Origin of the sequence: Streptomyces sp. NPDC001532 (genome assembly GCF_040298625.1) — a bacterium.
In the GTDB taxonomy this organism is placed as follows: domain Bacteria; phylum Actinomycetota; class Actinomycetes; order Streptomycetales; family Streptomycetaceae; genus Streptomyces.
Window position 1 is genome coordinate 37,080 of sequence record NZ_JBEPAL010000035.1, and the last position, 12,833, is coordinate 49,912.

The 12,833-nt window shown below is 73.5% G+C and carries 13 protein-coding genes; 11 read left to right on the forward strand and 2 right to left on the reverse strand.

Annotation, left to right across the window (positions count from 1 at the left end):
- The first annotated feature begins 37 nt into the window (after positions 1–37).
- The 7 genes from ABT232_RS27545 to kynU all read left to right on the forward strand — a co-directional run bounded on the left by ABT232_RS27545 (position 38) and on the right by kynU (position 6,710).
- Complete coding sequence (locus ABT232_RS27545) at positions 38–826, forward strand: aldose epimerase family protein (RefSeq protein ID WP_351844630.1); 789 nt, start codon at positions 38–40, stop codon at positions 824–826.
- A 10-nt stretch (positions 827–836) separates the two neighbouring features.
- Positions 837–1,385 (forward strand): orotate phosphoribosyltransferase, encoded by a 549-nt coding sequence (gene pyrE, locus ABT232_RS27550; RefSeq protein WP_351844632.1) that lies wholly within the window; start codon positions 837–839, stop codon positions 1,383–1,385.
- Positions 1,386–1,518: 133 nt separating this feature from the next.
- Positions 1,519–2,550: a class II fructose-bisphosphate aldolase gene (fbaA, locus tag ABT232_RS27555; RefSeq protein WP_351844634.1), complete on the forward strand. Its 1,032-nt coding sequence runs from the start codon at positions 1,519–1,521 to the stop codon at positions 2,548–2,550.
- Positions 2,551–2,608: 58 nt separating this feature from the next.
- The gene (locus ABT232_RS27560; protein ID WP_351844635.1) at positions 2,609–4,102 is read left to right on the forward strand and encodes an MFS transporter; all 1,494 of its coding nucleotides are present in this window, start codon (positions 2,609–2,611) and stop codon (positions 4,100–4,102) included.
- 12 nt (positions 4,103–4,114) lie between these two features.
- Positions 4,115–4,528, forward strand: coding sequence for a DUF3151 domain-containing protein (locus tag ABT232_RS27565; RefSeq protein WP_351844637.1), 414 nt, complete (start codon positions 4,115–4,117; stop codon positions 4,526–4,528).
- A gap of 141 nt (positions 4,529–4,669) precedes the next feature.
- Positions 4,670–5,509, forward strand: a complete 840-nt coding sequence (locus tag ABT232_RS27570) for a tryptophan 2,3-dioxygenase family protein (protein WP_351844639.1) — start codon at positions 4,670–4,672, stop codon at positions 5,507–5,509.
- Positions 5,502–6,710 (forward strand): kynureninase, encoded by a 1,209-nt coding sequence (gene kynU, locus ABT232_RS27575; protein ID WP_351844641.1) that lies wholly within the window; start codon positions 5,502–5,504, stop codon positions 6,708–6,710. Before ABT232_RS27570 ends, kynU begins: the two co-directional genes overlap by 8 nt.
- 565 nt (positions 6,711–7,275) lie before the next feature.
- Here the strand turns inward: kynU and ABT232_RS27580 are convergent.
- Positions 7,276–7,881, reverse strand: coding sequence for a TetR/AcrR family transcriptional regulator (locus ABT232_RS27580; RefSeq protein WP_351844643.1), 606 nt, complete (start codon positions 7,879–7,881; stop codon positions 7,276–7,278).
- A 190-nt stretch (positions 7,882–8,071) separates the two neighbouring features.
- On the opposite strand from ABT232_RS27580, the gene ABT232_RS27585 reads away from it, so the two are divergent.
- From ABT232_RS27585 to ABT232_RS27595, 3 genes are all read left to right on the forward strand, one after another.
- Entirely contained in the window at positions 8,072–8,950 is an 879-nt protein-coding gene (locus ABT232_RS27585; RefSeq protein WP_351844645.1) for an alpha/beta hydrolase, read from the forward strand.
- A 162-nt stretch (positions 8,951–9,112) separates the two neighbouring features.
- Positions 9,113–10,453, forward strand: a complete 1,341-nt coding sequence (locus tag ABT232_RS27590; RefSeq protein ID WP_351844647.1) for a sensor histidine kinase — start codon at positions 9,113–9,115, stop codon at positions 10,451–10,453.
- Positions 10,450–11,115, forward strand: coding sequence for a response regulator transcription factor (locus tag ABT232_RS27595; RefSeq protein ID WP_351844649.1), 666 nt, complete (start codon positions 10,450–10,452; stop codon positions 11,113–11,115). The genes ABT232_RS27590 and ABT232_RS27595 overlap by 4 nt, the downstream gene beginning before the upstream one ends.
- A gap of 30 nt (positions 11,116–11,145) precedes the next feature.
- Here the strand turns inward: ABT232_RS27595 and ABT232_RS27600 are convergent, their stop codons facing one another.
- Positions 11,146–11,973 (reverse strand): hypothetical protein, encoded by an 828-nt coding sequence (locus ABT232_RS27600; RefSeq protein ID WP_351844651.1) that lies wholly within the window; start codon positions 11,971–11,973, stop codon positions 11,146–11,148.
- Positions 11,974–12,141: 168 nt separating this feature from the next.
- Here ABT232_RS27600 and ABT232_RS27605 point away from each other — a divergent pair, with 168 nt between their 5' ends.
- Positions 12,142–12,804, forward strand: coding sequence for a DedA family protein (locus ABT232_RS27605; RefSeq protein WP_351844653.1), 663 nt, complete (start codon positions 12,142–12,144; stop codon positions 12,802–12,804).
- Positions 12,805–12,833: the final 29 nt, after the last annotated feature.

A 12,833-nucleotide genomic window follows, 5' to 3' on the forward strand; every position in this document is an offset into this window, starting at 1 on the left:
GCGAACGCCCTCTTGATCAGCCCAGTAGGGTCGTCCCGTGAGTAACGAAGACATCACGCTGACCGCGGGCGACGCGGAGGTGAACCTGCTCCCCGGCAACGGCGGCCGGGTCGGAGGGCTGCGGGTCGGCGGCACCGAGCTGCTCCGCCAGGGCGACCGCTACGGCTGCTTCCCGATGGTCCCCTGGTGCGGCCGGATCCGTGACGGCCGGTTCCGGGACGGCGCGGTCGAGCACCAGCTGCCGCTCAACGCCGCCCCGCACGCCATCCACGGCACCGCCCGCGACGGCGCCTGGAAGGTCGCCCGGGTCACCGCCGACGAGGCGGTCCTCACCTACGACCTGGTCGAGCCCTGGCCGTACTCCGGCCGGGTCACCCAGATGTTCGCGCTGACGCCGGACGCCCTGACGCTGACCATGTCGGTGGAGACGTACGAGTCCTCCTTCCCCGCCCAGATCGGCTGGCACCCGTGGTTCAACCGCAGCCTCGGCGGCGCGGACGTGGAGATCGACTTCTCGCCCGGCTGGCAGGAGGAGCGCGGCGACGACCATCTGCCGACCGGCGACCGGACCGACCCGAAGCCCGGCCCCTGGGACGACTGCTTCGGGATGCCCGGCGGCGTCGACGTGACGCTGACCTGGCCCGGCGCCCTGCGCCTGAAGGTCACCAGCCCCGAGGAGTGGGTCGTCGTCTACGACGAGCAGGAGGCGGCCGTGTGCGTGGAGCCGCAGACCGGCCCGCCCAACGGTCTGAACACCCTCCCGCGCCTGGTCACACCCCTGGAGCCGCTGGAGGCCACGACGACCTGGAGCTGGAGCCGCCTCTAAGCTGGCCGGTATGAGTGACGTACGTGGCGCGCTGCTGCAGCAGATCAAGGACAAGGCCGTGGTGCACGGCAAGGTGACCCTCTCCTCGGGTCTGGAGGCCGACTACTACGTCGACCTGCGCCGCATCACCCTGGACGGTGAGGCCGCCCCGCTGGTCGGCCAGGTGCTGCTGGACCTCACCGACGGCCTGGACTTCGACGCGGTGGGCGGTCTGACCATGGGCGCCGACCCCGTCGCCGCCGCCATGCTGCACGCGGCCGCCGCCCGCGGGAAGCGGCTGGACGCCTTCGTGGTCCGCAAGGCCGCCAAGGCGCACGGTCTCCAGCGCCGGGTGGAGGGCCCGGACATCGCCGGCCGCCGGGTCCTGGTCGTCGAGGACACCTCCACCACCGGCGGTTCCCCGCTCACCGCCGTCGAGGCGGTGCGCGAGGCGGGCGCCGAGGTGGTGGCCGTCGCGACCATCGTCGACCGGGCGACCGGCGCCGCGGAGAAGATCCAGGACGGCGCGGGGGTGCCGTACCTGTACGCGTTCTCCAAGGACGAGCTGGGCCTGGACTGACCACGGCTCGGACGGCCCCGTGGACCTTCCGGCCGAGTCTGGAAAGATGGGGCCGACGATGACGTCGCACCCCAGGTCTAGGTCAGGGCCTTAAGCAGCACAGACTCAACCCGCACACCCAAGGAGCGGACAGATGCCCATCGCAACCCCCGAGGTCTACAACGAGATGCTCGACCGGGCGAAGGCAGGCAAGTTCGCCTACCCGGCCATCAACGTCACCTCGTCGCAGACCCTGCACGCGGCGCTGCGCGGTTTCGCCGAGGCCGAGAGCGACGGCATCATCCAGATCTCGACGGGCGGTGCCGAGTTCCTGGGCGGCCAGCACAACAAGGACATGGTCACCGGCGCGGTCGCCCTGGCCGAGTTCGCGCACATCGTCGCCAAGAAGTACGACGTGACGGTCGCCCTGCACACCGACCACTGCCCGAAGGACAAGCTCGACGGCTACGTCCGTCCGCTGCTCTCGGTCTCCGAGGAGCGCGTCGCCCGCGGCGAGAACCCGCTGTTCCAGTCCCACATGTGGGACGGTTCCGCGGAGACCCTGGCCGACAACCTGGCCATCGGCCAGGAGCTGCTGGCCCGCGCCGCCGCCGCCAAGATCGTCCTGGAGGTGGAGATCACCCCCACCGGCGGTGAGGAGGACGGCGTCACCCACGAGATCAACGACGAGCTGTACACCACCGTCGACGACGCCCTGCGCACCGCCGAGGCCCTGGGCCTGGGCGAGAAGGGCCGCTACCTGCTGGCCGCGTCCTTCGGCAACGTGCACGGCGTCTACAAGCCGGGCAACGTCGTGCTCCGTCCCGAGCTGCTGAAGGAGCTCAACGAGGGCGTCGCCGCCAAGTACGGCAAGCCGGCCGGCTCCCAGCCGTTCGACTTCGTCTTCCACGGCGGCTCCGGCTCCACCGAGCAGGAGATCCTGACCGCGCTGGAGAACGGCGTCGTCAAGATGAACATCGACACGGACACCCAGTACGCCTTCACGCGTCCCGTCGTCGACCATGTGTTCCGCAACTACGACGGCGTCCTGAAGGTTGACGGCGAGGTCGGCTCCAAGAAGACCTACGACCCGCGCACCTGGGGCAAGCTGGCCGAGGCGGGCATGGCCACCCGCGTCGTCGAGGCCTGCCAGAACCTGCGCTCCGCGGGCACCCGGCTGAAGTAGCCGCCCGTACGCGTCGAGCCCGGTGCCCCGGCACCGGGCTCGCTGTATACCTGGGGACATGCCCGACGTCCGGCTGACCTCCCCCCAGGGCAAGTGGCTGCTGTTCACCACGGTGCTCGGCTCCGGCATGGCCCTGCTGGACTCCACCGTCGTCAACGTGGCCCTGCCCCGCATCGGCGAGGACCTCGACGCCGACCTGGCCGTGCTCCAGTGGACGGCCAACGCGTACATGGTCACCCTCGCCGGGCTGATCCTGCTCGGCGGTGCCCTCGGCGACCGCTACGGCCGCCGCCGGATCTTCGTGCTCGGCGTCATCTGGTTCGCCGCAGCCTCCCTGCTGTGCGGCATCGCCCCGAACGCCGGGGTGCTGGTGGCCGCCCGTGCCCTCCAGGGCGTCGGCGGCGCCCTGCTCACCCCCGGCTCCCTCGCCCTCATCCAGGCCTCCTTCCACCCCGACGACCGGGGCCGCGCGGTCGGCCTGTGGTCCGGCTTCGGCGGCGTCGGTGCCGCCGTCGGGCCGTTCCTGGGCGGCTGGCTGGTGGACGGGCCCGGCTGGCGCTGGGTGTTCCTGATCAACGTGCCGCTGGCCCTGCTGTGCGTGCCGGTCGCGCTGCGGCACGTCCCGGAGTCGTCCGACGGGGGCTCCCACGGCCGCTTCGACGTCCTCGGCGCCCTGCTCGGCGCCCTCGCGCTCGCCCTGGTCACCTACGCCCTGATCGACGCCCCCACGGCCTCCCCGGCCGTCGTGCTCACCGCGGGCGGGGCCGGTCTGCTCGCCGCCGTCGCCTTCGTCGTCGTGGAGCGACGGCGGCCCGACCCGATGATGCCGCCGGACATCTTCGCCTCCCGCCAGTTCACCGCCGTCAACCTGGTCACCCTGTGCGTGTACGCGGCCTTCGGCGGCTTCTTCTTCCTCGCCGTCCTCCAGCTCCAGGTCGTCTCCGGCTACTCGGCGCTCGGCGCGGGCACCGCCCTCCTCCCGGCGACCGTGCTGATGCTGCTGTTCTCCGCCCGCTCCGGAGAACTGGCGGAGCGCATCGGGCCGCGCGTCCCGCTCACCGTCGGGCCGCTGCTGTGCGCGGCGGGCATGCTGCTGATGCTCCGCGTCGGGCCGCAGGCCTCCTACGCCCTCGACGTGCTGCCCGCGCTGCTGGTGCTGGGACTCGGCATGGTCACCCTGGTCGCCCCGCTGACCGCCACCGTCCTCGCCTCCGTCGACACCGCGCGGGCGGGCCTGGCCAGCGGCATCAACAACGCGGCCGCGCGGGCGGCGGGCCTGGTCGCGGTGGCCGCGCTGCCGCTGCTCGCCGGGATGGGGCCGGAGGCGTACCGCTCGCCGGAGGCCTTCGACACCGCGTTCGGCCGGGCGATGCTGTGGTGCGCGGGCGTCCTGGTGGCGGGCGCGGCGCTGGCCTTCGCCACGGTGCGGCGGCCCGCGCCGGGCTGCCGGCACCCGGAGTGCCGCACCCACTGCGGCCTGACCGCGCCGCCGCTGGAGGACGACCGGGCGGCCACCTCCGGAGGGCCACCGGCCGGCGGTCCGCACCGGTGACAGACTGAACGCATGACGATTCACGAGAACCTGCTCGGGGGCCCGCCTCCGACCCACCTCCCCGACGACCCGGAGCCCCGTGAGCTGCTGGCGGGCGGCACGCCGGCAGCCGAGGTCGCCGCGAAGTACCCGACCTCGTCGCTGGCCTGGGCGCGCCTGGCCGACGAGGCGTTCGAGCGGGGCAGCGTGGTGGAGTCGTACGCCTACGCCCGTACCGGCTACCACCGCGGTCTGGACGCGCTGCGCCGCAACGGCTGGAAGGGGCACGGCCCGGTGCCGTGGGAGCACGAGCCGAACCGCGGCTTCCTGCGCGCCCTGCACGCGCTCGCGCGCGCCGCGCAGTCGGTCGGCGAGCAGGAGGAGTACGAGCGCTGCTCGCAGTTCCTGAAGGACTCCTCGCCGACGGCGGCGCAGACGCTGGGCTGAGCCCGCACGCGGGGCCCGTCTGTGATCAGGCGGGCCTTGCGAGGTCCTGGAGGTTCACGGAGGATGCGGGTGGGGACCGGGGCCCCCGTGCCGGTAACGGCAGGGGCGGACCGCTACCCGGAGTAATAACAGGAGACAGCGATGTCCCACGAGGCTCAGGAAACCCACGAGCCCGAGACCCCGCATCTCGACTTCCAGGGGACCACCCCGTACGAGGACTACGTCAAGGCGGATGTGCTCACCCACCTCCAGCACACCCTCTCCGACGACCCCGGAGAGATGGTGTTCCTGGTCACCACCCAGGTGATGGAGCTGTGGTTCACCGTCATCGTCCACGAGTGGGAGACGGCGGCGAAGGCACTGCGCGAGGACGACGTCCCGGTGGCGATCGCCGCGCTGAAGCGTTCCGTACGGGAGCTGGAGGCGCTGAACGCCTCCTGGAAGCCGCTGGGCCAGCTCACCCCGGCCCAGTTCAACGCGTACCGCAGTGCCCTCGGAGAGGGCTCCGGCTTCCAGTCGGCGATGTACCGGCGGATGGAATTCCTGCTCGGCGACAAGTCCGCGTCCATGCTGGTGCCGCACCGCGGCGCGCCCCGTGTCCACGCGGAGCTGGAGAAGGCGCTGCACGAACCGAGCCTGTACGACGAGGTGCTGCGGCTGCTGGCGCGGCGCGGCCACCCGGTCCCCGAGTCGGTGCTGAAGCGGGACGTCTCCCGGCGCTACGAGCCGTCGCCGGAGGTGGAGGCGGTGTGGACCGCGCTCTACTCGGGCGACGAGTCCGACGACCTCGCCCGCCTCGGCGAGGCGCTCACGGACGTCGCCGAACTGGTGTGGCGCTGGCGCAACGACCACCTCGTCGCCACCCGTCGCGCGATGGGCGCGAAGACCGGCACCGGCGGTTCCGCCGGAGTGGCCTGGCTGGAGAAGCGCGCGCAGAAGAACGTCTTCCCCGAGCTGTGGACGGCGAGGTCGTATGTCTGAGCCGGCACGGCGCGTCTCCGAGCTGGAGACACGCGCGGAGAAGCTGGACGCGGCCGACGAACTGGCCGGCAAGCGCGCGGAGTTCGTCCTCGACGACGTCGTCTACCTGGACGGCAACTCGCTGGGGGCGCTGCCCGCCGGCGTGCCCGGCCGGGTCGCCGACGTCGTCGGCCGGCAGTGGGGCGAGCTGCGCATCCGCTCGTGGGAGGAGAGCGGCTGGTGGACCGCGCCCGAGCGGATCGGCGACCGGATCGCGCCGCTGATCGGGGCGGCGGCCGGGCAGGTCGTGGTCGGCGACTCGACCAGCGTCAACGTCTTCAAGGCGCTGGTGGGTGCCGTGCGGCTGGCCGGCGAGGGCCGGGACGAGATCCTCGTCGACGCGACGACCTTCCCGACGGACGGGTACATCGCCGCGTCGGCCGCCCGGCTCACCGGCCGCACGCTGCGTCCGGTGACCCCCGGCGAGGTGCCGCGCGCGGTGGGCGAGCGCACGGCCGCGGTGCTGCTGAACCACGTCGACTACCGCACCGGCCGCCTGCACGACCTGCCGTCCCTGACGGCCGCCGTGCGCGAGGCGGGCGCGGTCGCCGTCTGGGACCTGTGCCACAGCGCGGGCGCGCTGCCCGTCGGCCTGGACGAGCACGGCGTCGACCTGGCCGTCGGCTGCACCTACAAGTACCTCAACGGCGGCCCCGGCGCCCCGGCGTACCTCTACGTCCGCCGTGATCTCCAGGACCGCTTCGACTCCCCGCTGCCCGGCTGGAACTCCCACGCGGAGCCCTTCGGCATGCGACCCGAGTACGAGCCGGGCACGGGCGCGCTGCGCGGCCGCGTCGGCACCCCGGACATCCTGTCCATGCTCGCCCTGGAGGCGGCGCTGGACGTCTGGGACGGGGTGTCGGTCGAGGCGGTCCGCGCCAAGTCGCTGGCCCTGACCGACTTCTTCCTGGAGTGCGTCGAGCGGTATGTCGGCCGGGACCGGGTGGAGAACCTGACCCCGGTCGCGCACGCGGAGCGGGGCAGCCAGGTGGCGCTGCGGTGCGCCGACGCCGGCGAGGTCATGCGGCGGCTGATCGACCGGGGCGTCGTCGGCGACTTCCGAGCCCCGGACGTCCTGCGCTTCGGCTTCACCCCGCTGTACGTGGGCTTCGGCGATGCGGAACGGGCGGCTCGGGTGCTGGCGGAGGTGGTGGAGGGGTAGAAGCGGGGGCGGGCCGCCGGGGGCACGGCGCGTGCGACCGTGGCGTCGCCGGAATTGCGGGCGTGCGTGGCGCCGCCGGGGGCGGGGCGGGTCGCTGGAATCGCGGGCGTGCGTGGCGCCTGGGGCGTGGCGGGGAGGGTCGCTGGAACCGCGGGCGTGGCGTCGCCGGAACCGCGGGCATGCGTGCCGCCTGGGGCGTGGCGGTGCGGGTCGCCGGGGGCGTGGCGCGTGCGATCGTGGCGTCGCTGGAACCGCGGGCATGCGTGCCGCCTGGGGCGGCACGGGTGGGCGCGGCGGCGCCCCGTCGCGCCGGGCCGCGCGTCCCGCCCCCCGCGACACCGAGGTGACGTGCCGTCCCGGGTACGCGCGACGCCGGTGGTGGGGTGCCGTACACGTCGGCGGCGGAGGGCTGGAGGCGAGGTGCCGTCCCGGCTTCGCGCAACGCCGGCAGCGGTGTGCCGTTCCCGGCCCGCTACGCCGGCAGCGGTGTGCCGTTCCGGGCCCCCTAAGCCGACCGCCGCGTGCGCCCCCGGCCGCGTGCCCACCGGTGGTCCGGCGCACCCGCTCACTCCGTGACGTACACCCCCGCCACCGCCGCCGCGTACGCGGCCCGCGCGGCGGTCTCCGCGGCGGTGGCGTCGGGGACCACCCCGGACGTCAGCAACCCGTAGTACAGCGGAGCCGACACCGCCCGTACGACCGCCCGCGCGTCCGTCCCCGCCGGCAGCTCGCCCCGGGCCACGCCCTGCACCACGCACGGCGCCCACTCGGCCACCCGCACCTCGTAGAACCGCCGCAGCGCCTGAGCCGTCCGCTCGTCGCAGGTCGCCGCGGCGATCACCGCCCGGAACAGCGCCCCCTGACGGGGATCGGCCAGGGTCCGCTGCACCAGCAGCGCGTTGGCCCGCAGATCCCCGAGGACCGATCCGGTCTCCTCCCGGGGCGACGACTGCTCGGCCATGTCCACGAGCAGATCCGCCACCAGCGCGGTCACCGATCCCCACCGGCGGTACACGGTCGTCTTGCCGACCTCCGCCCGCCGGGCCAGATCCGCGAGGTCGAGCCGGTCGAAGCCCTGCTCGGCGAGTACGTCGCCGGCCGCCCGCAGCACAGCCGCACGCACACGCGCCGTGCGCCCTCCGGGACGTACGGTGCCGGGTTCGGCGGACATATCGGCCTCCTTGGTGCGCGCGCGGACCCGTACGGATCTCCCTGTCAGGGTAACGAAACAGCAGAACCGTTTAACCCTCACCGAGCGTGACAACCACATGTCCGCGCACGTCACCGGCCTGATACCGTCCCCGCCAACGGCCTGTTCTCCCCGGTCCGCCAAGTACGTTTCATCGCTGAGAGGTTGGAGCATGACGGACGACGTCGCAGCAGCACGGGCCGCCGCCGAGGAGGAGTCCGCCTTCTCCCACCCGCCCGTCGCCCCCGACGCCACCGCCGCCTACGGCGACCACCCCGACCAGGTGATCGACTTCTACGCCCCGCGCGGCACCGAGCCCGTCGGCCCCGCCTCCTCCGCCCCGCTGGTCGTCGTCCTGCACGGCGGCGCCTGGCGCGCCCCGTACGACCGCCGGCACATCAGCCCTTTCGCGGACTTCCTGGCCCGTAGGGGGTTCGCGGTGGCGAGCGTGGAGTACCGCAGAGGAGCCGAGGAGGGCGGCGCCGGGGCGGGCGCGGGCCGCTGGCCGGACACCTTCGACGACGTCGCCGCCGCCCTCGACGCCCTCCCGGCCCTGGTCAGTGAGGCTCTGCCGCAGGCCGACACCAGCCGTACGGTCATCACCGGGCACTCGGCCGGCGGGCACCTGGCGCTGTGGGCCGCCGCCCGGCACGTCCTGCCCGCCGGCGCCCCCTGGCGCACCGGCGGCCCCGCACCGCTGCGCGGGGTCGTCGCGCTCGCCCCGATCGCCGACCTCGCGGTCGCCGAGAAGCTGGACGTGTGCGGGGGAGCGGTGCGCCAGCTGCTCGGCGGTGGCGCCTTCGCCGAGCGGCAGCCGTACGCCGACCCGGCGCTGCTGCTGCCGACCGGCATCGCGACGACCCTGGTCCAGGGCCGCGCCGACCTCGACGTGCCGCAGGCGGTCGCCGAGTCCTACGCGGACGCGGCGGCGAAGTCGGGCGAGGTGGCCGGGCTGACGCTGCTGGAGGAGGTCGGCCACTTCCCGCTGATCGACCCGGCGGCGGACGCGTGCGCGGTGGTCGCGGAGGAGATCGCGCAGCTGGCGTGGTGAGTCGCCGGTACCCGAGAGCGTCCCGGGGACGCGCCCCTCGCGAGACCCCTGTGGGCCGGATCCTGGTGAAACCGGGGGCGACCCGTAGTACCTGAGACGGACGCCGAAGGACCCCTCTCCACGGTGACGACCCCGCCCCCGGCCCGGGCCTACGGTTCTCGTGTGACCGAGACGACCCAGACGCAGCCCGCCCCGCCGGGCCCGTACAAGCCGCGCAGCCCCGAGTACCGGCTGGCCGCCGGTGCCCTGCGCGGCCTGCGGCAGGACCTCTTCCTCGACGCCTTCGCCTACCGTCCGCTGCCGCGCATGGCCGTGGACGGCCCGATCACCCGTCGGCTGGGCGGCCGGATGCGGGAGTACGCCTCCTGGACGCCGCACGCGCTGATCTGCGTGGCCGGCTTCTTCTCGCTGCTGATCGCGACGGCCGCGGTCCAGGGCGACGGCCTCGCACCGGTCTTCGGCCTGCTGGCGCTGGTCCCGGTGCTGCTGACGATGATCCGGCCGATCGCCGCGTTCTGGGCGTCGATGGCCGCGACCCTGGCGGGCAGCCTGCTGGGCGGCGTCTGGGGCGACTGGCCGTGGACGCCCGGCGCCTTCGCCTGCCACCTGACGGTGCTGACCGTGGTCGCGATCCGCACCCGGCCGCGCACCGCGGGCTGGATGTGGCTGCTGACCGGTGTCTACGGCTTCCTCGCCGAGAGCCTCTTCGGCTGGAGCCCCTACAGCACCAACACCGCGCCGATGCTGGTGGTCTCCGCGCTGATCCTGCTCGCCGTCACCGTCCGGCACATCCGCCGGGAGGCCGAGCAGGAGGTGACCGCCCAGCAGACGGTGACCGCCCACGAGCGCTCCCGGCGCACCCTGCTGGAGGAGCGCACCACGATCGCCCGCGAACTGCACGACGTGGTGGCGCACCACATGTCGGTCGTCGCCATCCAGGCCGAGGCCGCCCCCTACCGGGTGGAGAACCCGCCGCCGGAGCTGGAGCGCGCCTTCGCCACCATCCGGGAGAACGCGGTGGCGGCCCTTACCGAGCTGCGCCGGGTCCTGGGCGTGGTCCGCGCCGAGGACTACGCGGCACCGGACGCCCCGCAGCCCACCCTCGCCGACCTGGACGCGCTGCTCGCCAATGTGCGGGAGGCCGGCCCGGGCGTCACCAAGACGGTGACCGGAGCGGTGCGGCAACTGCCGCAGGGCGTGGAGCTGTCGGCGTACCGGATCGTGCAGGAGGCGCTGAGCAACACCCTCCGGCACGCGCCCGGCGCCGACGCCCGCGTCGAGATCGGCTATGTCCTCGGCGGTCTCGGCCTGCGCATAGTCAACGGCCCGCCGCCGGAGCCGTCGCTGGTGAAGCCCTCGCCCGGCGCGGGCCACGGCATCACCGGGATGCGCGAGCGGGTCTCGATGCTGAACGGCGAGATGACGGCCGGCCCCACGGACGAGGGAGGGTACGAGGTGGCGGTGTTCCTGCCGGTCCCGGCGGCGAGCGAGGCCGACGCATGACCATCAGGGTGCTGATCGCGGACGATCAGATGATGGTGCGCGAGGGCTTCTCCGTCCTGCTCAACGCGATGCCGGGCATGGAGGTCGTCGGAGAGGCGGTGAACGGCCGCGAGGCCGTCGCGAAGGTCCGCGAACTCAGCCCCGACGTGGTGCTGATGGACATCCGGATGCCCGAGCTGAACGGCATCGAGGCGACCCGCGAGATCATCGCCGCGGACGGTGGCGCGAAGGTGCTGGTGCTGACCACCTTCGACCTCGACGAGTACGTGTATCAGGCGCTGCGCGCGGGAGCCTCCGGCTTCCTGCTCAAGGACGCCTCGGCCCGCCAGCTCGCCGAGGGGGTCCGGGTGGTGGCGTCGGGGGAGGCGCTGCTCGCCCCGTCGGTCACCAGACGGCTGATCACCGAGTTCTCGAAGCTGTCCGAGGCCCCGAGGCTGCTGCCGCGGGCGCAGGAGGCGTACGGCGATCTGACCGACCGGGAGACGGAGGTGCTGGTCCTCATCGCCCAGGGCCTGTCGAACGCGGAGATCGCGGGGCGGCTGGTGGTCGCCGAGTCGACGATCAAGACCCATGTCAGCCGGGTCCTGGTGAAACTGGGCCTCAGGGACCGCACCCAGGCGGCCGTGTTCGCCTACGAGGCACGGCTGGTGACACCGGGCTGACCGGCGGCCGTGCGCGGGCTCGTGACCCGGTCAGGCGAGGAACGCCGCGGCGACCACGAGCAGGGTCACGAGGAGGCAGAAGAGCGCGGGCAGACCGAGGAGCAGCGCCGGGGACAGCAGGGCGAACCGCCCGGGCAGATGGCTGCGCTCGCCTCCCGCGCAGGGGTCGGCGGGGTCGTAGACGATCTCGATCCGCTCGCCGCGGTAGGCGGACGGGGTGTACGCGTACGGTCGGCCGCCGAGGTCGGTGAAGTCGTACACATAGAGGCCGTCGACGTAGCCCGAGTACTGCGCGATCACCGTGATCCCGTCGCGCCGCAGCCGCCGCACGCGGGCGATGCCGGGCATCATGCGGGCCCACGGAACCATCAGCAGGCCGGCGAGGATGCCGGCCGGCCAGATCGCGATCATCGCCAGCGCATCCCCGGCCAGCGAGACGGCCACGCTCTCCAGGACGAGCACGGCGGCGAGCGCCAGCAGGCCCCGTCTGATCCTGCGCCGGTTGGCGAGCTCCTGGCTCTCGTCGTCGGGGGTGGTGCGGACGCTGACGAGCGCCAGGCCGTCGGTGACGGCCTCGGAGCCCTCGGCGGCGCCGGGCAGCGCGGCGGTCACGGCATCGGCGAAGGCGGTGGCGGCGGCCTCGCCGAGGTCCTCCAGCCGGTAGACGGTCGGCGCGCTGCCGGCCGGTGCCCGCAGCGCCACCTCGACGGTGCGCCGCTCCGCCCGCACGGAGGCGACGGCCGCCAGGGGTATGTGACGCTCCTCGTCCGACTGCCGCAGGACCAGCGCGGCGCCGTCGAACCGGAGGACGGTGTTCTTGCGGCCTCGCAGCACCGGCACGGAAGGCGTGATCGACATGCCGGTGATCGTAGACGTTCTGTGAAGACGTGTGAGCGGTGCGGAGGACAGGTAACGCGAACCACACAACGGGCCGGACGGGCACTCGTCGACGCCGAGCGGCGTTCTCCAGCGTGACGGGCCGCCGGGGCGGCCGCCCAGGACACGACCGCACCGGAGGCTTCTCAGATGCACACCATGCCGTTGGCCGCGCCGCAGAAACCCACGGAGGGTGTGGCGGGCTGGGCCACCGGTCTCGTGGAGACGATGGGCGGCCCCGGCGCCGGCCTGGCGATCGCCCTGGAGAACCTCTTCCCGCCGCTGCCCAGCGAGGTGATCCTGCCGCTGACCGGGTTCGCCGCCGGGCAGGGCGTCCTCAGCCTGGGCTCCGCGCTGTTCTGGACCACGCTCGGCTCGGTCGCGGGAGCCGTCGTCCTGTACTGGATCGGCATGCTCCTCGGCCGGGACCGGATGTACGCGCTCTGGGCGAAGCTGCCGCTGGTGAAGACGTCCGACCTGGAGCGCACGGAGGAGTGGTTCGCGAAGCACGGCACGAAGGCGGTCTTCTTCGGCCGTATGGTGCCGGTCTTCCGCAGCCTCATCTCCGTCCCCGCCGGAGTGGAGCGCATGCCGCTGCCCGTCTTCGTCACGCTGACCGCGCTCGGCAGCCTGATCTGGAACTCGGTGCTGGTCATGGCGGGCTACTTGCTCGGCGACCAGTGGGCCGTGGTGGGCACGTACGTCGGGGTCGCCTCCAAGGCCGTGCTGGTGCTGGCGGCCGTGGCCCTCCTCGGCTACGTCGCCGTGCGGCTGCGCGGCAACGGCCGGGCGCGGCACCGCCGCACCGGCTGACGGCCCCGCGAGGACACCTCTGGTCAGAC